The following is a 25,861-nucleotide window of genomic DNA, read 5'->3' as shown; positions in this document are numbered from 1 at the left end:
TACTTTATGCTGGTACATCTACCGCGTGAGGTAAGTTTATCTGAATACACAAACCGCCATACTTCCCTGACTTCACTGTGATTTTTCCATTCATCGCTTCAATTAAGCTCTTACAAATAGATAAGCCAAGACCTGAGCCTCCTGTTGCACGACTTCTCGATGCCTCGACACGGTACAAGCGTTCAAACAGTTTGTTCTGCTCGGCCTCAGATACGCCTGGTGAGCTATCATCTACTTGTAGGAATAGTTCTTGTTTATTGACCACAGCTTTAAACCTTACCTTGCCGGGTTTATCTGTGTATAAACATGCATTCTTAGCAAGATTATCGATAACCCTATCTAGCTTTGGTTTATCAATGTAAATACTCATATCATCGACGTGAATGTCGGCGATAAATTGCAGCTGATTACTTGTTACTAATCTTTCAATATCGTACACATAGCTTTGGATAACCGTTTTCGCGCCATGCTGCTGGGGATGGATCACTAGCGCGTCATGATCTGCTTGAGACAATTGATATACGTTCGAGATCAATTCATTTAGCTGATTTATCTTGTTGTTGATCTTGGCATACGCAAGTGTGCTGTCATCAATAAGATTGTGTTCCATCGCTTCTATATGGAGTTTTAAGACACTGAGTGGCGTGCGTAACTCGTGGGAAATATCGGCCAGCATTTTATCTTTATGCTCAATATTCAATTGATACATTTTTGCTTTTAGCGCCGCATTTCTATGCTTGACGACAAAAAATCCGACTAGAAATAATCCAGCTAAAAAGGTCGAGATTGCAGTGATCACCCACATTTGTGTGGATAGCTTGGCGTTTTGTAAGTTAACCTCGGTTATGGCTTGTGCAGAGCGTGCTTGCTCCAGTTGTTGAGATTGAATAAGCGCGTCAATACTGGCTTTATAGGTACTTACTTGTTTTTCTAGTAATGTTTCATGAAGTTGAGTCTGTAACTTTGAAGTCGACTTCATAAATTGAAAAGCTTGGGCGTATTCATGATGTGCAGCAAGCGTTATCGCTTTAAGGCGATGATATTTTTCGAGCAGCACCTCTGCCGTTTCTATTTCGGTTAGGGCGTCCAGCTTGGTGAGTAGTGTTTTTGCTTTGGCTAATTCTTTACGTTTTAGCCTAACTTCTAACTCCGTCAGGTAGGCGTAAAATTGTTGCAGTGTTGAACTGGTTTGAGTGGCATATTCAATGCCTGCAAGTGCATCCAACAGGGCATTGTCTAAGTCTGCCTTGGCTATATGGATCAATGCGGAGTTTCGATATGCCCTAGCGAGTGAAACCCTAGCATTGAGTTCTTTTAGAAATTCAATGGCCTCTTTTGTTTGCGCTAATGCTTCGTCCGTTTTACCGTTCTTAAACTTCAGCTCTCCCAAGCGAAGGGCCGTGCCTGCGACGTTGCGTAATTCTTTTGAAGCTTTATCTGCAACGAGAGCTTGTTGAAAGAAATACTCTGCATTTTCCTCATCCCCCATACGCACAGAAATATCACCGAGATTATAAAAGTTAGCCCCTTGCTTTTCGTACTGATCAGTTCCTTTTAGTAATTCATAGGCTTTTAAGTGATATTGCATAGATTGCGCAAGCAGATTTCTATGGTCGGCAACAACACCTAGATTATTATAGGTTTGCGCCACTAAATTTGATTTATCCATTGCCTCGGCTGAAGCGAGCGCTTTTAAGTAAAAAGACTCGGCCTGCTCAAGCTGGCTTAAGTTACGATAGTTAATGCCTATCTCTCTGTATAAATCATACTTGCGCGCTTCGGTAAGGAAAAACTGCTTTTCGATATAGCTAAGAGTAGATATTGATTTCTCATATAAGTCTTGCTTTCGATAAATCATGGCCTGCAAATAAATCGCTTGATATCGCGTTTCTTCTTCTTCACTGACGCTGGCCGTTTCAATTTTAACTAAGGCTTCGGTGTATTTTCCTGCCTTTTCTAAATCTTCTATTTCCTTGATAACTGTATTCCCGGCCTGGCAATGCATCGCTGTAAGCAGTGCTACTGCTTTTATTAAGTTCTTAATGGGGGTCATGTATCGACTTCAATGTACTGTAATCAGTTTTATAGTTTTACATGGAAAAGTGGGGTAAATATGGAAAGTGTAAAGGGGGTTTACAGCAGAATGAAGTGCTTATAAATCTGAGGTTAGTCATATTTTGATTTTTAGTCAAAATAAACTCAGAACAAAATTTTACTAAGTAAGTTAGTAAAAATGTGACCTGTCGCTGGTTTAGTTAGTAAAATTTTGGTTTGTGAAAGTGAAAAAAGTCACAAATGCGCTCTTTTTTGTCTGGATCTTAGATCTTTACTGTAAAGATCGGGATCGTTAGGTGTTGAGTTAATAAAACTCTGATCTCAAATAGGTCTAGGTTAGTAAAAATATGATCTGAATAACTGGCGTTGGTAAATACGTGATCTCAGTTACCAGTAGCTAGTAAAAATCTGATCCACAATAGATAAAAGGGCCTGACGGCCCTTGCTGATTAAGGAACTATATAAGTAGTTATCTAAATCCAGTGTTTAGAACTGGTTCATGGTGTTGGCTTCACCGCCTGCTTTGAGTGCGTTCTCACCAGAGAAATACTCTTTGTGCGTGTCACCGATATTAGAGCCCGCCAAGTCTTGGTGTTTAACTGATGCTTGTTCGCGACGGATTTCTTGTCGTTGCACATCGCGCACATAGGCAAGCATACCCGCGTCACCAAAATAGCCTTCAGCCAGAATATCAGTGCTGAGCGCTGCTGTATGGTAAGTTGGCAGTGTAATAAGGTGATGGAAAATTCCCGCTTCTCTTGCCGAGTCACGCTGGAAGTTTTGCACCAGTAAATCGGCTTCGGTTGCCAACTCGGTTGCGTCTAACTCTGGCGCCATCAATACTTTTGCATCCGCGCTTGGATTTGGGTATGCCGATAAGTCTTTACCTTGCTCTTGCCATTGTTGGTATACCTGTTCACGGAATTTTAATGTCCAGTTGAACGATGGCGAGTTGTTGTACACAAGCTTAGCGTTAGGCACTTGTTCGCGAACTCGGTTAACTAGCTCGGCAATTTGCTCGATATTTGGCTTTTCGGTTTCAATCCACAATAGATCTGCGCCTGATTGAAGACTGGTTACACAGTCTAGCACCACACGATCTTTTTCTGTGCCTGCTCTGAACTGGTATAAACCGTTGTCTAAGCGAACTGGCTTTTGCAGTTCGCCACTCAATTTAATTGCCATCTCACCTTCTTGTAAGTCAGCGGCCGAGGTAACTGGCGTGGTGTCTAAATAGCTAGTGTATTGGCTCGCAAGGTCGCCTGGCGCTTTTGATACTGGCACTTTTTGCGTCAAACTTGCACCCAATGAGTCAGTGCGGGCGACGATAACGCCATCTTCAACACCAAGCTCAAGGAAAGCATATCGTACAGCGTTAATCTTGGCTAAAAAGTCTTCATGAGGAACCGTTACTTTACCTGCTTGGTGGCCACACTGTTTTGCGTCCGATACTTGGTTTTCGATTTGAATTGCACAAGCACCCGCTTCAATCATTTGTTTAGCTAATAGGTAGGTTGCTTCTTCGTTACCAAAACCGGCATCAATATCAGCAATGATAGGCACGACATGGGTTTCGAAGTTATCGATTTTGCTAAGGATCTCTGTTGTATCTTGGCCTTTTGCTCTCGCTGCATCAAGATCTTTGTAGAGATGATCTAGCTCTCGCGCATCGGCTTGCTTGAGGAAAGTGTAGATCTCTTCAATCAAAGCTGGAACCGCTGTTTTTTCATGCATACTTTGGTCTGGTAGTGGGCCAAACTCTGAGCGCAGCGCAGCAACCATCCAGCCACTTAGGTAGACGTAAGAGCGTTTTGTGGTTTTATTGTGACGCTTTACTGCCATCATCATTTGTTGCGCGGTAAAACCGTGCCAACAACCAAGCGATTGCGTGTATTGGCTGCTATCTGCGTCGTACGCTGCCATGTCTTCACGCATCACTTTTGCCGTGTATTTTGCAATGTCCAAACCGGTTTTAAAACGGTTTTGTAGGTGCATACGGCTGGCATACTCAGGACTGATAGACTGCCAAGTTTTTCCTTGGCTTTGGCATAGACTAGAGAAATGATCTAACTGAGTTTGATACTGAGACATAATTAGCTTCCTTTGAACGGGTACTATAAATCAAATTAAATTCTGGTTGTTTGTTACACGAAACCAACTGGTGTGAGAGTGGTTGGCTGCGGGCTTAATTAAACACTAGGCCGATAAATTAGATTTTTTAAATTTATAGTTATTATTACGAGTATATTTTTTGTGAATGGGAAAAGGGGTTCGTTTTTCCAAAAATTGTTTTATGTTTGACCTATCCCGTTCAAAAAATGTTAATCAAGGACTCTCCATGAGCAAGTATGTCACTCATTCAGGCTTCCAAATTGCGACTCCACTGTCGCAATTTGTTGAGCAATCTCTACTTCCCGGTACGGGGATCGCGGTCAATCAATTTTGGCAAGGCGTAGCGGATATTTTTTCGGAACTTGGGAAGCAAAACCAAGCGTTACTCAACAAACGCGATACCCTGCAACAGCAAATTGACGATTACCATCTCTCTCATCCTGATTGGCAGTCGGCAGAATATCGGACATTTCTTGAATCTATCGGTTATTTGCAGCCTGAGCCTGAAGATTTTGCCATCGAAACCGAGCATGTGGAGCCTGAAATTGCGAGCGCAGCCGGTCCTCAGTTAGTGGTGCCTGTCAGTAACGCAAGGTTTGCGCTCAATGCGGCGAATGCGCGCTGGGGCTCTTTGTATGATGCGCTCTATGGAACGGATGTTCTTGGCGAAGAGGATGGTGCTGAGCGTACTCAAGCCTATAATCCGAACCGTGGGTTTAAAGTAATGGCTTATGCTAGGCAGTTTCTCGATAAAGCACTGCCGTTGGCTGAAGGTTCTCACATAGAAAGTACGAACTACGCGATTCTAGACGGCAATTTGGTGATTACACTCAACGACAGCACCCAAGTTGCACTGCAAAAGCCTGATCAGCTAGTGGGTTATCAGGGGGAGGCACAAAATCCAAGCGCGGTATTGCTGCGTCATCATGATCTGCATATTGAGATCCAAATTGATCCACACCATCCGATCGGACAGGCAGACAAAGCCGGGATCAAAGATGTCGTCCTTGAGGCTGCACTTACGACAATCATGGATTGTGAAGACTCAGTTGCGGCGGTGGATGCACAAGACAAAGTATTGGTATACCAAAATTGGTTAGGCTTGATGAAAGGGAGCTTGAGTGAGACCTTTGAAAAGTCAGGTCAATCGCTGACTCGGACGCTAAATGCCGACCGAAGTTACGTAGATACGCAAGGCCAGCGTATGACACTAAAAGGTCGCTCTATGATGTTTGTGCGCAATGTTGGCCACCTAATGACAACGCCAGCGGTACTGGATGCAGAAGGTAACGAGCAGTTTGAAGGGATCTTAGATGCCATCATGACAAGCACGGCTGCGCTGCATGATTTACAAGGCAATAGTCCGTTCAAAAACTCGACGGCAGCAAGTATCAATATCGTGAAACCGAAGATGCACGGGCCTGAAGAAGTCGCTTTCACTGATACCCTATTTAGTCGTGTTGAAGCGCTGCTCTCGCTACCCAAAAATACCATTAAAATGGGGATTATGGATGAAGAGCGCCGTACTTCGGTAAACTTAAAAGCGTGTATTGCTGCCGCTAAGCAGCGTGTAGTATTTATCAATACTGGCTTTTTGGATAGAACAGGCGATGAAATTCATACCTCAATGCTGGCGGGCCCTGTATTGCCCAAAGTGGCAATTAAAGGACAGTCTTGGATAGCGGCCTATGAAGATCAAAATGTGGATATTGGCCTTAAAACCGGTTTTAGGAAAAAGGCACAAATAGGCAAAGGAATGTGGCCAATGCCAGATAAAATGGCGCTGATGATGGAGCAAAAGCAAGGTCATCCTGAGTCTGGTGCTAATACTGCATGGGTGCCCTCTCCTACCGCAGCAACGCTCCATGCGATGCACTATCACTATGTGGATGTGTTTGCACGCCAACTTGAGATAAGAACACGTCAGCAGGCATCGCTCGATAACTTACTTACGCCCCCGTTGATGTTAGAAAACGATTTGTCTGCGGAGGATATTCAAGCCGAATTAGACAATAACGCGCAGGGTATTTTGGGCTACGTGGTGCGTTGGATAGACCAAGGCGTAGGCTGCTCAAAAGTGCCTGATATCAATCACGTTGGTTTAATGGAAGACAGAGCAACCCTTAGGATTTCAAGCCAACATATCGCTAACTGGTTATATCATGGTATTTGTAGCGAAGAACAAGTAGAAAAAACTTTTAGACGCATGGCGGCTGTAGTAGATGGTCAAAACGAAGGTGACAGCCTCTACCAACCAATGCTCAATGACCATAAACCGCTTACTGAAAACCTTGCCTATAAAGCGGCGTTGTCTTTGGTATTTGAAGGCCGAGTACAACCCAATGGTTACACCGAGCCGCTACTTCACGCCTATCGACAAGCCTATAAATCGCAGGCTAATTAGCACCTTTTCATTTCGATGTCACTCAAATCAAGGCTGGTCAATCCAGCCTTTTTGGTTTTTCTGCTAGTGTCGAGGTAAACCTCGACCTACGTTGGATTTGTAGGTCGTGATTTATCACGACGAGCATAGGCTACATTTGCGATGCGGTGATTAACGGAATTCGTGTTGAAACACCGTTGAGCGCAATTTTGTGGATCATTTCATCTATGGTAGTACAGCAATCACTGAGAATGTAGACATTGTACTGCTCCGCCGATTTCGATAGCGCGGTATGGGTTACACAGTTTTGTGTCATCATGCCGCAGATATATAAAGTGTCGATACCTTTAGATTGGAGCAAATCGTTTAAGGAGGTTTGCTCAAAGCTGTCGGCATAGGACTTTACGATATGGTGGCCGTTTTCTTGCGCTTGGCGTAGGCCATTATGAAGCTCGACACCGCTTGTGTCGGCATTGAAAAATGGTGCTTTTCCTTGCTCTGGATTAGCTATGTGCTGGACATAAATGACTTCCATGTTTTGCTCTGCTGCTTTTTTGATAGCTGTATTGATGTTTGCTAGTGTATTTTCGGTATTCCATAGCGGGAAAAGCCCTCCAAGAAAGTAGTCATTTTGAATGTCGATCACCAATAGTGCGCTGTTGTTCATTTCTTTTACCTCGTTGGTTAATTTGCAGAGGTATTGTGCTGGAGTTGTAACTTTGACTGGAGTGTCTAAAATGACATTTTTGAGTTCAAATTCGACAATGTAGATGAAACCAATCAAAGTGGCGATTTGTCACTATCCTCATGCGACGAAGTCGGCTGTGTATGGTCTAGAAGAGCTGTTTTTTCTAGCAGATAGAATTTGTATCGAAGAGTCACAGGATACCCGCTTTACAACACATGTTGTCACCTTTAGTAGTGCTGTAAAGGGGGATTACAATATTGTGTTATTGCCGCCGAGTGTTAGTTCTGATTATTACCTCAAACCTGAACCTCAATTACTTGCTTGGTTAACCGAGCAGCACCAACAAGGTGCAGTTATCGCATCTGCCTGTGCGGGGGCTTTTATACTTGCGGCCTCGGGGCTAAGTCATCAGCGCTTACTTACCACGCATTGGGGGTTAACTGAGGCATTTAAACGGTACTTTCCTAACCAGCCTATTGATACACGAAAAATTTTAATCGATCACAATGATATTATGTCGGCTGGCGGCATGATGTCATGGCTTGATCTTGGATTAGAGCTAGTCAAAAAATATAGCAGTCACTTAGTCATGCGCAAGTTAGGCAAAACGCTTGTCGTAGATACGGCTCAGCGGGAGCAGAGCTACTATCATCAATTTCAGCCAAACTTTCAACATGGTGACGATGCTGTGCTGCGCGCTCAGCAATATATTAACACCCGTTATGGTCACAATATTTCAATTACAGAACTAGCTGATATCGCTCTACTTACGCAAAGAACCTTACAGCGACGTTTTGCTAAGGTGCTCGGACTCAATCCAAATCAATATCTGCAACGGTTTCGGGTGCAGAAAATGTGTGATTTATTAGAAAGCACGAGCAAGCCATTTGATTGGATTGCGCACCAGGTAGGATACGAGGATACGACAGCCTGCCGTAAGGTGTTTAATAAATGTATGGGCTTACTACTGCGTTAAATTTGCTTGCAATAGGCCAGCTATTGACGCACAAATTTGCCTTGTATTAAGAAATAACTTCTGGCTAGAGTGATATTACACTTTTGAGCTTAGGGATTTTAGTTTAATAACTAACTTCTTATCCCGAGTTCAGGTTGGTTATTTAAACTTTACTTAAAGTAAAAAATATTTGACTTGTTGTTGAGCAAAGTTTACGCTTTCAATGTAAAAAATACTTAACCTTGAGTAAAGTGAGGATAACATGGAAAGCAACAATAAGATTAAAGCGTTTTTAGACTCGTTGAGTTTCCGTGACTTAACGATTGCGATAGAGTTTTTGGTAACAGGTTATATCTTGTATTTTTATTTAGGCGAAATAACAGCGGCTACAGAGCAGTTACGTCAAGATCCGAGTTGGGTATCAGGATTGTTGCTTAAGGTGATTGTTATTTCTATCGTGACATCTATTGCAGGTCAGTTGCTACTGAGCTTTGTTAGCGATAAAGATATGGATAAGCCGTTAGATGAGCGTGAAAAGTTGATTGCGCTATCTGGGTGCAAACCTGCCTACTGGGTGCTTCAGGTTGGTGTGTGTATCTCTATTTTCCAGTATTCTGCCGAAGCGCAAAATTGGCCGCAAGCGCTTCCTTTTGAACTACCATTTGCACCACTTCATATTTTAGTGATTGCATTTTTGCTGGCTGAATTGGTCGGTTATGGAACCCAGCTTGTCAAAGCTCGTTTGGGAGCTGTGTATGGCTGATTTACCAATAAAAAACAAAATCAGAATGCTACGCTTTATGAGCGGTGAAATGACGCAAAAAGAGCTTGCTGAGCGAGTGGGTGTTACGAGACAAACGATTATGGCGATCGAGGCTGCAAAATACTCTCCTTCGCTCGAAGTCGCCTTTAAAATCGCTCATGTATTTAATGTCTCTATTGAAGAAGTATTCGAATATCAGCCATAAAATGCCAAAACAAGCGTGATGTAAAGGGGCTTTACGTCACGCTTTTTTGTTTCTGTGAGCACCGATACGTTTTTTGACTTAAATAGTTTAATAATTAGGCATTGTAATCTAGGCTTTAGGTAAATATATTGTTACTACTAAAGATAGTGCCTATGCAATGAACAGAGCCGTCATGTTATAAGGCCGATTGTTATAGACTTGCTCACGAGGTGTCATGGTTAAGCAGTACATATCAGTGAATAACTTGATTGGCATGGCTATATTGGTGTGGGGCTTGGTAATTCCCCCTGCCAGTGCAAGCGAATGCAGTAAAACGGTGAATATCGGCGTTGTTGCCGATTGGCCGCCATTAACTGTATTTGATGAGCTTGGACCTTGGGGCCTAGACGTAGACATTGCCGAAATGGTGTTCCAGCATGTTGCCGTGTGTACCACCTATATTCGCCTCCCTTCCAGCGCTCGCACTTTTGAAGAAATGTCAAAAGGAGTGATAGATGTCGCAGTAATGGTTAGCTACACTAAAGATAGAGAAGCATACGGAGATTTCTCTCTGCCCTACCGTTTTGAACGTATGCGATTATTTTCGTTATCACCTCCCACAGCGCTTGCCGATTTAGCTTCATTACTAAAGCAATCGAAAACCATAGGGTTGAGCATCGGATCTTACTATGGAGAGGAACTTGATAAGCTTAAACAAGATCCCCGCTATAAAGATCAATTTGTGAGTATTGCCAGTGCGCAACGGCGGGTTGAAATGCTAATGAAAGCGCGCGTTGATTTTATTGTGGATGATGTGATCACGGGGAACTATTTTATCAAAGAGCGAGGGCTTGACGCTGCGCAGGCTTGGTCTTACGTGGTACATGATAACCAAGTACACTTTTTGCTGCGTAAAAATGTTTTTAGTGCGAGGCTGAAAAGTAAAATTGATGAGGCGATCTTAGCGCTTAAACCTAAGATTGAATTGTTAGTAGCGAGTTATCAGTCAAACGCGTCTTTTGGGGTTTCCACTGTCTCAAATAGGTTTCCTAGTTACCAACCGTTACTGCTTTCAAATCTTGACTAGCAAGGATGTTTAGTCGTACTCAGTTCCATCATTTGGTTCGGTTTTGGTTGTTTTATAGCCAAACCAAACTTAATCAAATTGTCACATCAAAACGGTAAATTATCGCAAATACCTGCAAAATCTCAGATTTTTTAAAATTTTTTAAGATTTTTTGTAATCCTTTAAAACCCCTTAGCTATCATGGGATTAACCTAGGTACAAACGTCAAAAATTTGGCTTTTTACAAAAAGTCAACCTTGAAGTCTCATCTTTATCACCCTAAGCTTTATTTTAATTGAACGGTCAATTAATAAAAAGCTATGCCAAAAGTCGGAATGGAACCTGTTCGTCGTCAGCAGCTAATTGACGCCACTTTAGAGTCAGTTGCCGAGTTAGGATTGCAAGCAACCACTATTAATAGTATCAGTAAAAGAGCGGGTCTCTCATCGGGGATCATCAGCCACTATTTTGGTGGTAAACAAGGCTTGATCGAAGCAACCGTGCGCTATCTATTAAACAACTTGAAATACAGTTTGTTGGACAAAACCTGCGGTGGTTGTAGTGCCGAGCAGCGACTCATGTATATCGTAGAAGCTAACTTTGCCATGGTACAGCAGCAGTCAAATACGACGCGTACCTGGTTGAGTTTTTGGGCGCAATCTATGCACGATGATGAACTTCACCGACTACAGCGCGTTAACAGTCGCCGTCTGCAGAGTAACCTAGCGACTTCGTTTGCTGCTTTTATGCCGCGAGCACAGGCAAAAGAAGCGGCTGAGCTTGCCGCCGGTATGATTGACGGACTTTGGTTAAGAGCGGTGCTAAGCAAAGCTGACCATCATGCGTTTCATCACAGTGAAACGCTCGCAAAACGCTACATTCAATCACTTATTAAGCAGTTTGGAGGATAATGTGACAGTCCCTGTATATCAAAATTTTATTCATGGCCAGTTCTTGGCAAACCACTCAGGCGAAAAGTTTGCAGTAAAAAATCCAGCAACGGATGAAGTGATCTACGAGGTAGAGGTTGCCGATAGTCATGTTCAGCAAGCTGCGATTGAAAGTGCCAAAGCGGGCTTTGCATTATGGTCAGCGATGGCGCCAATTGAGCGTAGTCGTGTTTTACATAAAGCGGTATCTCTGCTGCGCGAGCGCAATGATGAGCTTGCCAAGATTGAAGTGTTAGATACAGGTAAACCTTGGCAAGAGGCGGAATGTGTAGACATTCAAACAGGCGCTGATGTAATTGAATATTTTGCAGGGGTGGCTCCCGCTCAAGTTGGCACTCAGCAGCCTGTGGGAGGGGACTTTTTCTATACTCGCAAAGAGCCTCTAGGGATTTGTGCAGGCATTGGCGCGTGGAATTATCCACTGCAAATTGCGTGTTGGAAATCAGGCCCTGCACTTGCCGCTGGTAACGCACTCATTTTCAAGCCATCGGAAGAAACACCACTAGGCGCGATTAAGCTGGCCGAAATATTTATTGAAGCCGGTATCCCTGCGGGCGTATTCAATGTGGTACAAGGTGCCGCTGAGGTGGGCCAATGGCTAACTACCAGCCCTGATATTGAAAAAGTATCGTTCACCGGTGAAGTGGGTACTGGCAAAAAAGTAATGCAAAGTGCGGCAAGCAATTTAAAAGAAGTGACGATGGAGCTAGGCGGCAAATCACCGCTTATCGTTTTTGAAGATGCTGATATCTCTCAAGCGATAAGTGCCGCGATGTTGGGCAACTTCTACACCCAAGGTGAAGTGTGTACCAACTGCACACGCGTATTTGTGCAGCGTAAGGTTTACGACGCCTTTTTAGCTGAGTTAAAGCAGCGTACCGAACAAAATATCATCGCGGGCGATCCGCTCGATCCAAACGTAAATCTTGGTGCCCTAATCTCAAAGCAGCATCACACACTGGTGATGGATTACATTGAAAAAGGCAAAGCTGAAGGTGCAACCGTACTGACCGGTGGTGAGGCACTTAGTCCTGAAACCGCGCCAAACGGCTACTTTGTCGCACCGACCGTATTTATCGACTGTCATGATGACATGACCATAGTGAAAGAAGAGATCTTTGGCCCAGTGATGTCGGTATTGGTATTCGATGACGAGGAAGAAGTCATTCAACGTGCAAACAACACCCACTTAGGTTTGGCCGCGGGTGTATTTAGTAGAGATATTCAACGTGCACACCGTGTCATCCACCAGCTAGAAGCTGGCATTTGTTGGATCAATAGTTATGGCAACTCACCCGCTGAAATGCCCGTTGGAGGCTATAAGCAGTCGGGCATTGGCCGCGAAAATGGCATCGAGACGCTAGATCAATATACCCAGACTAAGTCTGTGTATATTGGTATGAGCGATATTGAAAGTCCATTTTAATCGAGGAGTATGATGACTGATTTTGATTATATTATCGTAGGTGCAGGCTCTGCAGGCTGTGTGCTTGCAAACCGCCTATCGGAAAATCCAGCGCACAAAGTGCTACTACTCGAAACTGGCGGTAGTGATAAGAGTATTTTTATTCAGATGCCAACTGCGCTATCTATTCCAATGAATACCGATAAATATGCTTGGCAGTTCCATACTGAGCCAGAGCCGCACTTAGACAATCGCGTTATGCATTGTCCTCGCGGCAAGGTGCTTGGTGGTTCATCGTCAATCAATGGCATGGTGTACGTTCGAGGTCATGCTAAAGACTTTGACGAGTGGCAAGACAGTGGTGCACAAGGTTGGGATTATCAGTCTTGTTTACCTTACTTCAAGCGCGCTGAATCTTGGTATTTAGGTGGCGACGAGTACCGTGGTGAGCAAGGTCCGCTTGGCACCAATAATGGTAATGAAATGGCAAACCCGCTCTATCGCGCCTTTATTAGCGCCGGTGAGCAAGCGGGTTATGCGTTTACTAAAGACTATAACGGTGAGCAGCAAGAAGGCTTTGGGCCAATGCATATGACCGTAAAAGGTGGTAAGCGTTGTTCATCAAGTCGCGCCTATTTAGATCCAATTAAACATCGCAGTAACCTCACCATAGTCACGGGTGCCTTGGTACAAAAAATACTGTTAGATGGCAAAACCGCTACAGGCGTTGAATACAGTGTGAAAGGAAACCTGAAAAAAGCGAATGCAGCGAAGGAAGTGATCCTAAGTGCAGGTTCAATCGGTTCACCGCACTTATTACAATTATCTGGCATTGGCGATAAAGAAGCGTTGACTGCCGCAGGCGTTGAAGTAAAACACCATTTACCCGGAGTGGGCAAAAACCTTCAAGATCACTTGGAGTTTTATTTCCAATACAAGTGTAAGCAGCCCATCACCTTGAATGGCAAGTTGGGGTTAATTTCTAAAGGCTTGATCGGTGCAAGATGGTTACTTGATAAGTCAGGTCTTGGCGCGACCAACCACTTTGAGTCTTGTGCTTTTATTCGTTCGAAAGCGGGCGTTGAGTGGCCAGATCTTCAGTACCACTTTTTACCTGCAGCCATTCGCTATGATGGTAAAAGTGCCTTTGATGGTCATGGGTTCCAAGTTCATGTCGGCCACAATAAACCAAAGAGCCGTGGTGAAGTAACGATTAAATCAGCAGATCCAACGGTGGCGCCTAAAATACAGTTTAATTATCTGGCAGAACAAGAAGACATCGAAGGGTTTAGAGCATGTGTCAGGTTGACTCGTGAAATCATCGAGCAAAGTGCGTTTGATGACTTTAGACAGAGCGAGATCCAACCTGGTGAGCATATCCAAACCGATGAAGAAATTGATGCTTTCGTGCGTCAAGCGGTAGAAAGTGCTTATCACCCTTCTTGTTCATGCAAAATGGGTGAGGATGAAATGGCGGTTGTAGATTCACAAACCCGTGTGCACGGTGTAAAGGGGCTACGCGTTGTGGATTCATCTATCTTCCCAACCATTCCAAATGGCAACCTCAACGCGCCGACTATTATGGTCGCGGAAAAAGCAGCGGATATGATTTTAGGCAATTCACCACTTGCCGCTGAGGGAGCAAACGTTGCTATGACACAAAACTGGCAACAGGTTCAACGTAGTTCGGAGATCTAGTTTCGCCACTCGTATGGGAAAGTTCGTGCCCCATATGAGACCTGCAGTGGCACGCAGTGCAAATCGTTTGCACTGCGTTAATGCGGGAATAATGTAAATAAAAACAACGGAGAAAAAATGAGTTACTTCTATCAATTTTGGGAGGGTGACAATGACAGTATGGCTTAGTGCAGGCATCATTTTCACCCTATTGGCAATTGCCTTTATCTTATTGAAGTGGGGGAATTTACAGTGCGTTGGTGTTACACCGGTTAGAACGTTCACTTTTATTGCAATCTTATTTACTTCTGGCCTAGATGTTGGCCTCATCATGTTTCCGCTTACGGAGTTTGCGGGTTACGCAGACATAAAAGCAAGCCCAGAGTATGCATTTACTAATCCGCTGGCCATAGAGTTTGGTTTTTGGGGATTTTTAATCTGGGGGTTCTACTTTCTTACGTGCTTTTATTTCTGCGTAATAGAGCCCAAGGTAAAATTCTTTGAAATTCCTTGGGTTAAATTCATTAATAACCTAGTTATTATCGGTACTTGTGCGTTTACTGCATTCTTATTGTTGTCTAATCTACCTTGGTATTTACCCAGTTTAGGCGACGGTGAGTCGATTATTCCTAGTTTCTATCTGATTGTGTTTGCGGCGATTGCTTTTGCGGTTTACTCAAGCACTAGCCTTAAGTACGTGCGTTTTTTAAGCATCACGACAACATGGGTCTTTATCGGTTTAATCGCCTTTATGTGGGCGTCAGCGTTTGTCTTTGGTGACAGTGCAATGTCGAGCTATACCAACAACTTGGCACTGATCGGCGGTTACTTTACCAATTTAGATCAGTTTGTGTTGCCACTGAATGACTATCACGAGTTTTATCTGTTTTGGTGGTTTGCGTGGAGCATCATGATAGGGCAATTCACATCGCGTTTTGTCGGGGGCTTGAAAACCTATCAAGTGCTAGCGGCGATGTTGATTTTCCCGTCTATTCCAATCGCTGCATGGTTTAGTGTGCTTTATCACTACCATGAGGCTGGGATCCCTACTGCGGGTATTAAAAACTTTGCAATGGTCTTCGTTGGCGTGGTGTTTGTAATTAACTCACTCGACTCTTTGATCCGCCTATATACAGACAACCTAAACCTTACAGTTAGCCGTTTAGGAAAAAGAAACTATATTTTATTTAATATCGTGGCGTTATCACTGCTTACGCTGTTATTTAAACTAAACTTTTTACAGATCCAATGGGTTGGTGCGTTAGTTATAGGCTTGTTCTTCTCATGTTTTGGTTACATTGCTTATAGCAAATACAAAACTGTGAGCAAGATTGATAGCTCGCCAAAAGACAACCTTATCGACTTTAGAAAAATTGAATCAGTAAACTAGGGATACAACTACATGACAACCTTAAAGAAAACACTTTGTGCACTACCACTTTTACTCGCGTCTAACTATGCGGCGGCAGACTGGTCTGCAACCCTAACGGGTGTATCTGATTATACCTTTAACGGTGTGAGTCAAACGCAAAATGACCCAGCCCTACAAGGCAGTATAGATAAAGCCTTTTCAAACGGTGTATATGTTGGAAGCTGGGCGTCTAACGTCGATTTTGGTGGTGACACAGATCTAGAGTGGGACTTTTACGTTGGTCGCTTCGTCGAGCTGAACCAAAGCTGGAGCGTTGACTATGGTATTGCTTACTATTCTTATCATGGTGGTGACAACTCAAGCGACGGTAACTATCCAGAGATCTATACTAAGTTTGGTTACGCCAGTGAATTTGGCCAAACCGAATTTAATTTCTGGTACAGCTGGGATTATTTTGGTACCGAAGCGGGTCACACTATTGCGATGGTAGCACATACTTTTGAAATTGCAGAAGGTCATGCACTAAGAGCAAGCTTTGATATCTCCAATTCATTGGATGGCGATAAATATACGTGGGATGGTAACGATAAATCTTACAATCACTATCGCCTTGCTTATCAAACTGCATTTAAAGGGTTTGATATTGAAGTGGCGGCTGAAAATACGAGCTTAGATTGGGATACGGCAGATGAACGTATTGTACTTTCTGTGTCGAGAACATTTGCTTTGTAACTTGCATTAAGATGTGATGATTGTAATACCAGCCTAATCTAGGCTGGTATTTTTTTACGTTTAAGGCAAAATGTTTAAAAAGTGCACTGTAGTAAGAAAAACAATCATGAACCTCAATCAAGTTACGCTGCCTGTCGATGATATGACTGCAGCTTGTCAATTCTATCGAACGCTCGGCTTTACTCAAATTGTTGATACGCCGCATTATGCTCGATTTGAATGTCCTGAAGGTAATGCAACCTTCTCCTTGTCGCTAGAAGTGCCCCCTATCAGCAATGGTGCAGTTATTTACTTTGAACATGAACAGTTAGATGAGTGGGTCTCAGAGCTAGAGACTCGAGGTATTTTATTTGAGCAGCTCCCGACTGAACAGCGCTACCTGTGGCGAGAAGCGATACTGTTTGATCCTGCAGGAAATAAGATAAAATTGTACTGGGCTGGTGAAAATCGATTAGACCCTCCTTGGCGTGTGGAACTCAAGGGATTTTAGAAAACTCCAAACTCATTCATTTAATGTTAAATTATATTTTACAAATATTGTTAAATTATGTAACTTTAATGGCGACTGTACAGCTAGGCAAGAGGTCCGAGTGGAGTCGCTAAAGTTGGGTGGTTTTCATACCAGTTGTATTAAGTAAATGATCTATCTTGAAGCGGGGAAATAGCTTTAGTAGCAAGGCAAAAATTTTTCTATTTAGTTGTTCTAAATGAGAAATTTTTAACGAAGCTAATATGCTATTTCACCCTTCAAATTGATTAGAGAATTAATTCAATTGGTATCACTAATCGCCTGATGGATTGTTTTGAAAGATTGAGAGCGATGTATTGAACATTTCTATCGATCAAGTTGTACCATTCTCCCAATTTGCCGCTACTAGATAAATGGATGTGCTTGTTGCGGCAAATTATTTCTCTATCCTTGACTAATTGCTAGGCCCTAGTTTCAAGCTTATGAACTTTCTAAAAGATATTCCTGCTGATTTAACTGAAGAAGTTTTTGAGACGGTACTTTCTCATTCAAATATTCGTATTGAACGGATAGTATCAAACGGCCATACCTCTCCTAGCTCTGGATATTATGACCAAGATGAAAACGAGTGGGTGCTGGTGTTGCAGGGCTGCGCTGAACTAATCTTTGGTGACGGTAAAACGATAACCTTAAAAGCGGGTGATAGCCTTAACATTCCCGCACACCAAAAGCACAAAGTAAGCTACACAGACACTTTAGAGCCAACTATTTGGCTTGCTATTTTTTACTAATCAAAACTTAGGTTAAATAAAACTAAAGTCGCCAACAAAGACTTGGCTGTCGTTGGAAACTTGGGTAAACCACTCTTTTAGGCTTTCAATTGCAGCGGTTGTTTTTGCTGCAACAGTATTGCGGTGTGGCGTCACGGCATAAACACTATATTCTCTTAATGACCACTCAGTACACAATCTTTTTAGTCTACCTGATGAAAGGTGGTGCCTAATTTCTGGTTCAGGTAAAACACCATAGCCGATGCCATCTAGCGTGAGCTGAATGCAAGCCTGCATATTATTCACCATAAAACGTGCTGTTGGCAGCGCCACTTGCTGATGAGTTTGTTGATGGCTCAAATGATAGGGGTTTTGTTTGCTACTCGAATGACCAATCAAAGCGTGAGGCGCTAAGCTTTCTGGGTGCGATATATTGAGTTGTGCCAATGGATGGTGGCAACTAACGCAGGGGATAAGTTGCCAGTCAGCAAGATGACGAGCAATGAGGTTTGAGTCCTGTAAAGGGCCTATACAGATAGCCAAGTCGACACCTTCAGTAATGATGTCAATGGGCTCGTCAGTCAGGATCAAATCGACTTTTATTTGTGGAAACTGTTCACTCAAATAGCGCAGTGGCATACTGAGTAGCCCTCCTCCAAACCCGATGGGGGCAGAAATCTTCAATATGCCAGATGGCGTATGTTGTAATAACTCAAGTTCATGCTCTGCCTGTTCTGCGGTTTGCAGTATTTGTATCGCGGACTTGTAATAGATAGTACCAGCTTCAGTGAGTGTTAGGCTGCGAGTATTACGATTAAATAAACTTAGGCCTATGTCTTGCTCTAATTTACTGATCTGCTGGCTAACGGCTGAGGTGGTCATGTGCAATAAGTCAGCGGCTTTGCTCATACTGCCCGCTTCTACTGTTTTGGCGAACACTTTAAGTCCGCGAGTCAATTTTTGATTCATTGTTAAGCCTTGCTTAAAATACCTTTAAGAAAAATCGCATTGCTCCAAAATACGCAATCATCATAACATTACAAATGAAAATAATTGTTATTTATCTTGTATTCTATCATGGAGGTTTCTCGATGTTGATGGCCTGTCGTAGTTTGGCGCCACTCTCTTTAGCTGTTGCAGCTGCCCTGCCTTTTTCCTCACTTGCACAAAGTGATGCAAAATCAGAAATAAAAGAAGAGATGGAAGTGATCGTCGTATCCGCTTCTGGATTTGAGCAACTGCTAAAAAATGCGCCGGCGTCTGTTAGCGTTATCAACCAAGAGGAGCTACAGCAGCGCTTTTATCGAGACCTTACCGATGCCATGACAGATGTTCCCGGAGTTGTAGTAACTGGAGGCGGAGACAGGGAAGATATTAGCCTTCGCGGCATGGGCAGTCAGTACACGCTTATCTTAGTCGACGGGCAAAGACAAAGTTCGCGTGAGACTCGGCCAAATAGTGACGGTCCAGGTGTTGAAGGTGCATGGACGCCTCCTGTTGCTGCCATCGAACGTATCGAAGTTGTACGCGGGCCTATGTCTTCGCTGTATGGCTCTGATGCAATTGGCGGCGTAATTAACATTATCACTAAAAAAACGCCTGACGAGTGGCATGGAGAAGTCAGAGTTGACGCCACCAGCCAAGAAAACAGTCGCTCAGGTGATATTTATCAGGCTAATTTCTTTGCAGCAGGCTCGCTAATCAAAGATACCTTAGGGGTACAAATTTACGGTCAAACTACGCACAGAGATGAAGACGAAATCGTGTCTGGCTTTAGAGATCGCGATGCAGATACGCTGAAGGTAAAACTGGCCTATACACCATCAGATGAACACGAATGGTTATTGGATTATGGTATTGCTTCACAAACGCTTGATGCAACGCTAGGTAAAACGGTAGCACCGCTTGCGCCAGGTGAGCCGTGTGGCCGCCGTGGTTGTCCTGAGTCCACTACAACCGAATACGATAGTGAGTCAATCTCTTTGACGCATAACGGTTATTGGTCATTTGGTAGCTCTCGTAGTTACCTAAAACATGAAGAGTTTGATAATAAATCCCGCGAGATGACGGTCAAAAACGTAGACTTCCAGTCTCTTTGGACGTTACCGCTTGGCGAGTCTCATACTAGCTCAATCGGTGTTGCCTATCTTAATGAAGATTTGACCGACAAAACCAGTAACCGTATTAGTGATTTGCAGCAAGTCGACAACGATCAGTGGTCGGTATTTGCTGAGGATGAGTGGCGCATCGTTGAGCCATTTGCCCTGACTATGGGCCTACGCTACGACAAAGACGGTAACTTTGGCGGCCACGTTAGCCCGCGCTTATACGGTGTTTATACTGCATCAGAGGCGGTGACGGTTAAAGGTGGGATCTCAACCGGCTTTAGAGCGCCGAACTTGCGTCAAAGTACTGCGGCGTGGGGCCAAGTGAGTCGTGGTGGCAATATTTATGGTAATCCAGAGTTAAGCCCTGAAACCTCAATTAATTACGAGGTAGGTGTATACGTTGAGCTTGCTAAAGGGATCAGCACCTCAGCAACGGTATTCTATAACGAGTTTGACGATAAAATTTCACGGGTTTCGTGCCCACTAACTCAATGCACGGACGGCCCTAACGAGTTTGGCTCGTTACCGACAACCTATGTCAACGTTGATGAAGCCGTAACCCAAGGTGGTGAAATTAGCTTCTCGGGTCAATTGACGGAAAAACTAAAGCTTAACGCAAACTATACCTACACAGATTCGGAGCAAAAAACCGGAGTGTATGCTGGTAGCCCGTTAAACCAGTTACCTAAACATCTGTTCCAAACTTCGCTTAATTATCAGTATTCTGATGAGCTGAGCACGTGGTTACGCTTCCATTATCGTGGTGAAGAAAGCCAGCCTGTAACAGGGCCTTCGCAAAGTAGCTTGGTCGCACCTTCGTATAACCTAACTGATTTAGGTGCAAATTATCAACTGAACGAAGCAACTAAGCTTGGATTTGGGATTTACAACCTCTTCGATGAAGAAATTACTGAAGCAGAATACGGCTACTTTGAAGATGGTCGTCGCTATTGGGCTTCATTGGCGTGGAGCTTTTAATGACACGAGCTCGCTCAGCGGCTAAGTCGTCGAATCGGCGACTTAAAAAGCTGTTTGATTGGCGCACTTGGCATTGGATGAGCTCTGCCGTGTGTTTGGTGGGAATGCTGCTGTTTGCCGTGACTGGGATCACCTTAAATCACGCAAGCCAGATAGAAGCTGCACCTACTACATATGCTAAAGAAGCGGTGCTGCCAAGCGCTCTGTTGACCCAGCTTAACGCGGCGGCAGAGCAAACAGCGCTGCCACACAGCTTTCAATCTTGGTATCAGTCACACACAGGCTCGGCGTTACCTGCACTACAGCAAGTGCAGTGGAGTGAGTACGAATTGTATGTTGCGCTGCCAAGAGCTGGTGGCGATGGCTGGTTTAGCATCGCCCTTGATAGCGGTGAGTTTTATCAAGAGATCACGGATCGTGGTTGGGTATCATACCTTAACGATCTTCACAAAGGACGTAATACAGGATTTGCATGGCGTATGTTTATTGATGTGTTTTCAGTAGCTTGTGTAGTGTTTTCACTCACAGGGTTATGGCTTTTATACAAGCATTCTCGAGGAAGAAAGTCGACTTGGCCGCTCGTAGCAGCAGGCTTTGTATTACCTGTTTTAGTGCTGATGGTACCCGCGCACGCTAAAGCTGATGAAGTTGAAATCACTATCCCGCGCTTAAACGTTGCGGAATATCACCCACCTTATGTAGCAGTATGGCTGGCAGACAGCAAACAACAGCGAGTTGCCGATATTGCCGTTTGGTATGACGTTAACATGGCCGATAAAGAGGGTGAAAAGTGGTTAAAAGACTTACGCCTTTGGTGGCGTAGAAGCGGTCGTAGCCTATCCATGCCTGTGGATGGCGTGACTGGTGCTACAAGGCGTCCTGGTACGGCAAAGATTGATTTAACCCCTTGGCGCGATGAGTTTAAAGCCTTACCTGCGGGTGAGTACACGCTGTTTGTAGAGGCTGCTCGTGAGCTTGGAGGTCGTGAAGTATTGAAACTGCCAGTGACCTTACCTATCACTGCACCTGTCACTGTGATTGCAGAAGGTAAATCGGAACTCGCTACAACAATTTTAACAATGGAGCCTTAATCGTGAAAATTTCAACGTTAGTTTCTGGTGTCTTAGTTGCCTTAGCCGCATATAGCCCGTTAAGTGAAGCACACCGAGTATGGATAAAGCCAAGTACCACCGTGGTATCTGGTGACAGCGAATGGATCACGTTTGATGCTGCCATCGCCAACGGGATCTTTAACCCAGATCATTATGCTTATCCACTAGAGCGCCTATCTGCACTGTCTCCTTCTGGTAGCAAGGTTGAGCTTAAGAACGCCGCAAAACTTAAGTATCGCAGTGTGTTTGACATTGAGCTCAATCAGCAAGGCACTTACAAAGTGTTTAATCAAAGTCGCTCGCTGGTGGCGCGCTGGACTGATGAAAACGGTGAAAAGCATTACTGGCCAGGACGCGGCAAAGTTGGTTCAGTAGAAGCCTTTAACAAAGAAGTACCAAAAACGGCAAAAGATTTAAGTGTGACCGACGTTGCAAGACGATTAGAAGTATTTGTAACTTTGGGCGCACCAAATAATACCGCGCTTAAGCCAACCGGCAAAGGGCTAGAACTAAACCCGGTTACTCACCCTAATGATTTGTACACCGGTGAACCAATTACCTTGCAGTATACGATGGATGGTGAACCTGCCAAGGGTGCAGAAGTGATAGTGGTACGTCAGGATGAAAAGTACCGTGATAACAGTCAACCAAGCAAATATACAACGAATGCCAAAGGTGAAGTGACGCTAACACTATCTGAGCCAGGCATGTATTGGTTTGAAGTGGAATATGAAGACGACAAAGCACAAGCACCCGCCACAAAGCGTGCCGGCAGCTATGTCACTACCCTTGAGGTATTACCGCTTTAACCCATCGTCCCCATGTGGTTTGAGACGTGCAGTCGTCTCAGCCCATTTAATTTAGTGGTCATAACAGAGACGCCACTAAGTGCCCAAAGGGGGAGGCGTTCCTTCCTCCCCCTTTTCTTCTGTTAATACCTTCACGATGAAAGCTTCACAATCGCTGAGCGAGCCATCTAACTGCCAAAAGTCGTTACTAAAATCAGGAACCGTTTGATTTTGGCTGAGTTCACATAAATGGCTTAAGAGCTTAGGGTGGATATAGTAGTCTCGACAGACCTTGGGAGTGTTGCCAAGTGCCTTTGCTACTCGTTTGATTAAATGGGTATCAAAACGCTTTTTATGATTACTTTCGACTTCCGTTGCAACGTCAAATGCGAACTGTACCGCTAGCCGAGAAGCTACCCAAGTGCGGTAATCCTTACTAGTAAATTGTGGGCCGTGTAGCGCGTGGATCTGCGTGTTGACGTCATCGCTGGTTAAATCGTGCCATCGCCCTTGGTAATGATATCGAAATAACCCGTAGCCAGTTTGTACGGCGGATTCACTAATAAACTGACAAAGTTGTTCGTCGAATACGTCAACTTTTCTTTGTTTACCGTGTTTTCCCTGAAACTCAAAAGTTATCCCTACTTCGTTATGTTTCAGGTGCTTGCGCCTTAACGTGGTTAGACCACAAGTATCATTGTGTTGATAGTAATGTTGGTTACCAATACGGATCCCTGTGGAATCAAGCACCATAACAGCGAGTGCAGCAACTTTTTCTTGGTTCCAATCATCGTGTTCTAATTGCTCTATACAGCGCGTTCTTGCTTGTGGTAGCTGTTTTGCAAATTGAGCCATACGGGTAAATTTAGCTTGTTGCTGGGTGAGCTGATAACTTGGATGATAGATATATTGCTTTTTGCCTTTGCTATCGAAACCAACGGCTTGCACTTTATCAAAAGCGCAAGCGCTGATTTGAACCTGCTTCCACATCGGCGGGATCACCAACTGCTTTATTCGCTTTTTGATAACCTTAGAGCGAATGGGGTTGTTGCCCGTATCTAAATAGCAAAAACCACGGCCCCACTTTTTTCTGGCAACCTCTAAACGATTACATTCGTGAAACTCTGATCGAATATCCTTGCAGTCCACATTATCTCCAGTGACAAAACGTTGCATAGAGGTAGAAATGCAAATCCCAAACCAGAAATTAATTATCTGAAATTCTTAACCTTTTTATCTTAGCCTAGAAAGTAATTGGTAAATTTTTCATAATGTTATTAACCTCATCGCTTCAAGTTTACTGAGCTGACTGCAAAAATACTCATTGTGAGAGACCAGTATAAATCCACAAGGAAGCTGATTGAGCATGGCAGCAAGCTCTTCTTGTGCTTCAAGGTCGAGATGGTTATCTGGTTCGTCAAGCAGTAAAAAGCCTTGCGTTTGCACGGCCAGCACGATGGCCGCTTTCATTCTCTCGCCACCACTGAAACTCGTGATAGGTCCTGAAATCTTATCTAGACTCAGACCAACGCTTGCAAAACTGGTGATTATATTTTGATGTGGCGTGTCAAGTAAGCGCTCGGCAATGTCTAAAACGCAAGGGCCCTGTTCAAGCCAAGCGCAGTGCTGGTCTAAGTAAACAGATGTTGTAGGGCGCTGGATTTCTCCGCGCTTTAACTCTAGCTTACCTGCAAGGGTTTTAAGCAAGGTCGATTTTCCGATGCCATTTTCTCCAATTATCCTGAGCTTTTGTGTTGTATCCGCAAAAAGGTTCACTGTCTTTTCTGGTCCAAAGCACAATTCGGCTTCGCATAAGCGGATCTTTTCTTTCGCTCGCAGAGCTGAATTAAAATGAAACTGCTGTTTGTCTTCTCGATAGTAAACTGCATTTTTCTTAACCCTATCTTGAGCTTGCTGAATTTTATGGGTTTGTCCGGCATGACGCTTACTTCCTCTGTCTGACTTAAAGTCAGTAACCAGTTTACTTTGGCTACCAGCGCGCACTTGTGCTTTTCCTTTACTGGCCTGCCGTTGATGTTGCAGATCCGCTGCAATCATGGCTTGTTTAAGTGCTTTTTGTGCTGCGCGATTTGCCAAATGTTGTTGTTTTTGTCGAGCTTGAGTTTGAAGGAGTGTCTCTCTGAAGGCGTCAAATCCAAGCGAGTGATGAGTTAGCTCCCCCTGTTTTATGTGCAGTATATGGTCGGCTGCATCCAATAAAATAGGATCGTGTGTGACGGCAACCACACAATGTTTGTGGTGCTTTAGCTGCTCAGCTAGCCAGTGCTTATTGACGCTGTCCATGTGGTTACTCGGCTCATCCAGTAATAGGATTGCAGGCTGAGATTGTAGTATCTCAATATAAACACGCATTCGCTCTCCTGGACTAAGCCTTGTAAAGGGGGTTTCCAAAGTGAGTTCTAGCGGTGCAAGTGTTGCTTGCCAACTTGATTCTAACTGCCAATCATCTGAGATTAAGTCAAAATCGTGCTCAGAGGCTAACCCCTGATGGGCTCGATGCAGTGCTACTAGCTTCTCTTTAAGCCCGAGTAGTTCAGAAACGGTTGTAAAGCGGTTAGTCGCATCTTGTGGGAGATAGAAGCATTTTCCATGGCTTTGTCGCTCGCCCGAGGTTAGAGGCTGTTCACCGGATAAGACTTTGAGTAAGTGTGATTTGCCCGCCCCATTTGGGCCCGTTATCGCAATAAATTGCCGCTCTATTGTTAAGTCGACATCGCTAAATAAACATTGACCATTTGCAAGCGTCAAGTTTGCTTGCTTTACTTGTATCCAAGGCATCATTACTGCTCCTAGTTGCAGCAGTGCAAAAGGCTAAAGGCACAAAGACTCGTAAAAGCGGTAAAAAGTAAAATAGAAAATGAGAGTCTATAGATTGGTCTGAGAAGCCTCAAAGATAACCATAAGCCTTGCACTGGAAATTAATAATAAGTTCGTCAGTTACAAAGGGCTTAGTTATTCATTGTGATGGCAACTCCTAATGAGGTAATAAAACGAATAGAGGCAAATAATTAGCGATAAATCGTGCCTACGTTTATTTTGCAGGCACAAGGGCCTGTTGATCTTTGCTGTTTGACTTTTGTTCTCCTGAGTGTGTTTTGGTCGCGACGCTCGACTTGCCGCCTAGTAATCTAGGCAAAAGTTGAGCAACAATGAACAAAGCGCACTCAGGTGAATCCAAAGGGCAGCGCTTGATTAGCATTTCTACTGTGTTGCCCCACAAGGATGTGGGGTAAGGTGACTTTGCAGGAGCACAAAGTCTTTATCGCCTGACTC

At 44.0% G+C, this 25,861-nt stretch carries 21 protein-coding genes; 15 read left to right on the top strand and 6 right to left on the bottom strand.

Annotation, left to right across the window (positions count from 1 at the left end):
- Positions 1-4 precede the first annotated feature (4 nt).
- Both MHN32_RS08735 and MHN32_RS08730 read right to left on the bottom strand, forming a co-directional pair.
- Positions 5-2,053, bottom strand: coding sequence for an ATP-binding protein (locus tag MHN32_RS08735; RefSeq protein WP_239421524.1), 2,049 nt, complete (start codon positions 2,051-2,053; stop codon positions 5-7).
- 488 nt (positions 2,054-2,541) lie between these two features.
- Positions 2,542-4,146, bottom strand: a complete 1,605-nt coding sequence (locus tag MHN32_RS08730; RefSeq protein WP_237116237.1) for an isocitrate lyase — start codon at positions 4,144-4,146, stop codon at positions 2,542-2,544.
- 247 nt (positions 4,147-4,393) lie between these two features.
- Between MHN32_RS08730 and MHN32_RS08725 the strand changes: the two genes are divergently transcribed.
- Positions 4,394-6,571, top strand: coding sequence for a malate synthase G (locus MHN32_RS08725; protein ID WP_239421523.1), 2,178 nt, complete (start codon positions 4,394-4,396; stop codon positions 6,569-6,571).
- 130 nt (positions 6,572-6,701) lie between these two features.
- Here MHN32_RS08725 and MHN32_RS08720 read toward each other — a convergent pair whose 3' ends face one another.
- Complete coding sequence (locus MHN32_RS08720) at positions 6,702-7,217, bottom strand: cysteine hydrolase family protein (protein ID WP_239421522.1); 516 nt, start codon at positions 7,215-7,217, stop codon at positions 6,702-6,704.
- Positions 7,218-7,320: 103 nt separating this feature from the next.
- Here MHN32_RS08720 and MHN32_RS08715 point away from each other — a divergent pair, with 103 nt between their 5' ends.
- The 11 genes from MHN32_RS08715 to MHN32_RS08665 all read left to right on the top strand — a co-directional run bounded on the left by MHN32_RS08715 (position 7,321) and on the right by MHN32_RS08665 (position 17,602).
- A complete protein-coding gene (locus tag MHN32_RS08715; RefSeq protein WP_239421521.1) occupies positions 7,321-8,214 on the top strand; it encodes a helix-turn-helix domain-containing protein in 894 nt (297 codons plus the stop codon).
- Between the two features lie 241 nt (positions 8,215-8,455).
- Positions 8,456-8,956: a hypothetical protein gene (locus MHN32_RS08710; RefSeq protein WP_239421520.1), complete on the top strand. Its 501-nt coding sequence runs from the start codon at positions 8,456-8,458 to the stop codon at positions 8,954-8,956.
- Positions 8,949-9,161: a helix-turn-helix transcriptional regulator gene (locus MHN32_RS08705; protein WP_045988593.1), complete on the top strand. Its 213-nt coding sequence runs from the start codon at positions 8,949-8,951 to the stop codon at positions 9,159-9,161. Before MHN32_RS08710 ends, MHN32_RS08705 begins: the two co-directional genes overlap by 8 nt.
- Positions 9,162-9,375: 214 nt before the next feature.
- Positions 9,376-10,227 (top strand): transporter substrate-binding domain-containing protein, encoded by an 852-nt coding sequence (locus MHN32_RS08700; protein ID WP_239421519.1) that lies wholly within the window; start codon positions 9,376-9,378, stop codon positions 10,225-10,227.
- 299 nt (positions 10,228-10,526) lie between these two features.
- On the top strand, positions 10,527-11,117 hold the full coding sequence (gene betI / locus MHN32_RS08695) for a transcriptional regulator BetI (protein WP_102058151.1): 591 nt from the start codon (positions 10,527-10,529) through the stop codon (positions 11,115-11,117).
- A 1-nt stretch (position 11,118) separates the two neighbouring features.
- Positions 11,119-12,582 (top strand): betaine-aldehyde dehydrogenase, encoded by a 1,464-nt coding sequence (gene betB / locus MHN32_RS08690; RefSeq protein WP_239421518.1) that lies wholly within the window; start codon positions 11,119-11,121, stop codon positions 12,580-12,582.
- A gap of 9 nt (positions 12,583-12,591) precedes the next feature.
- Positions 12,592-14,259, top strand: coding sequence for a choline dehydrogenase (betA, locus tag MHN32_RS08685; RefSeq protein ID WP_239421517.1), 1,668 nt, complete (start codon positions 12,592-12,594; stop codon positions 14,257-14,259).
- 151 nt (positions 14,260-14,410) lie between these two features.
- On the top strand, positions 14,411-15,628 hold the full coding sequence (locus MHN32_RS08680; protein WP_239421516.1) for a BCCT family transporter: 1,218 nt from the start codon (positions 14,411-14,413) through the stop codon (positions 15,626-15,628).
- A 12-nt stretch (positions 15,629-15,640) separates the two neighbouring features.
- Positions 15,641-16,342, top strand: a complete 702-nt coding sequence (locus MHN32_RS08675; RefSeq protein ID WP_206473723.1) for a TorF family putative porin — start codon at positions 15,641-15,643, stop codon at positions 16,340-16,342.
- 106 nt (positions 16,343-16,448) lie between these two features.
- A complete protein-coding gene (locus tag MHN32_RS08670; RefSeq protein ID WP_102058155.1) occupies positions 16,449-16,832 on the top strand; it encodes a VOC family protein in 384 nt (127 codons plus the stop codon).
- Positions 16,833-17,293: 461 nt separating this feature from the next.
- Positions 17,294-17,602, top strand: coding sequence for a cupin domain-containing protein (locus MHN32_RS08665; RefSeq protein WP_102058156.1), 309 nt, complete (start codon positions 17,294-17,296; stop codon positions 17,600-17,602).
- Positions 17,603-17,614: 12 nt separating this feature from the next.
- Here MHN32_RS08665 and MHN32_RS08660 read toward each other — a convergent pair whose 3' ends face one another.
- A complete protein-coding gene (locus tag MHN32_RS08660; protein ID WP_102058157.1) occupies positions 17,615-18,550 on the bottom strand; it encodes a LysR family transcriptional regulator in 936 nt (311 codons plus the stop codon).
- A 122-nt stretch (positions 18,551-18,672) separates the two neighbouring features.
- Here MHN32_RS08660 and MHN32_RS08655 point away from each other — a divergent pair, with 122 nt between their 5' ends.
- The 3 genes from MHN32_RS08655 to MHN32_RS08645 are packed head-to-tail and all read left to right on the top strand — an operon-like array spanning position 18,673 to position 22,588.
- A complete protein-coding gene (locus MHN32_RS08655) occupies positions 18,673-20,667 on the top strand; it encodes a ligand-gated channel protein (protein ID WP_239421599.1) in 1,995 nt (664 codons plus the stop codon).
- The gene (locus MHN32_RS08650; protein WP_010605556.1) at positions 20,667-21,758 is read left to right on the top strand and encodes a PepSY-associated TM helix domain-containing protein; all 1,092 of its coding nucleotides are present in this window, start codon (positions 20,667-20,669) and stop codon (positions 21,756-21,758) included. Before MHN32_RS08655 ends, MHN32_RS08650 begins: the two co-directional genes overlap by 1 nt.
- 2 nt (positions 21,759-21,760) lie before the next feature.
- Positions 21,761-22,588, top strand: a complete 828-nt coding sequence (locus MHN32_RS08645; protein WP_010605557.1) for a DUF4198 domain-containing protein — start codon at positions 21,761-21,763, stop codon at positions 22,586-22,588.
- Between the two features lie 75 nt (positions 22,589-22,663).
- On the opposite strand, the gene MHN32_RS08640 is transcribed toward MHN32_RS08645, so the two are convergent.
- Positions 22,664-23,716 carry a DNA topoisomerase IB gene (locus tag MHN32_RS08640; RefSeq protein ID WP_158299144.1) on the bottom strand — a complete coding sequence of 351 codons (1,053 nt, stop codon included), beginning with the start codon at positions 23,714-23,716 and terminating at the stop codon, positions 22,664-22,666.
- 117 nt (positions 23,717-23,833) lie between these two features.
- The gene (locus tag MHN32_RS08635) at positions 23,834-25,369 is read right to left on the bottom strand and encodes an ATP-binding cassette domain-containing protein (protein ID WP_239421515.1); all 1,536 of its coding nucleotides are present in this window, start codon (positions 25,367-25,369) and stop codon (positions 23,834-23,836) included.
- Positions 25,370-25,861 lie beyond the last annotated feature (492 nt).

This window comes from Pseudoalteromonas sp. Of11M-6, assembly GCF_022347905.1.
Classification (GTDB): domain Bacteria; phylum Pseudomonadota; class Gammaproteobacteria; order Enterobacterales; family Alteromonadaceae; genus Pseudoalteromonas.
The sequence above is the reverse complement of the archived record's forward strand: the minus strand, read 5'-3'. Positions and strand labels throughout refer to the sequence as shown.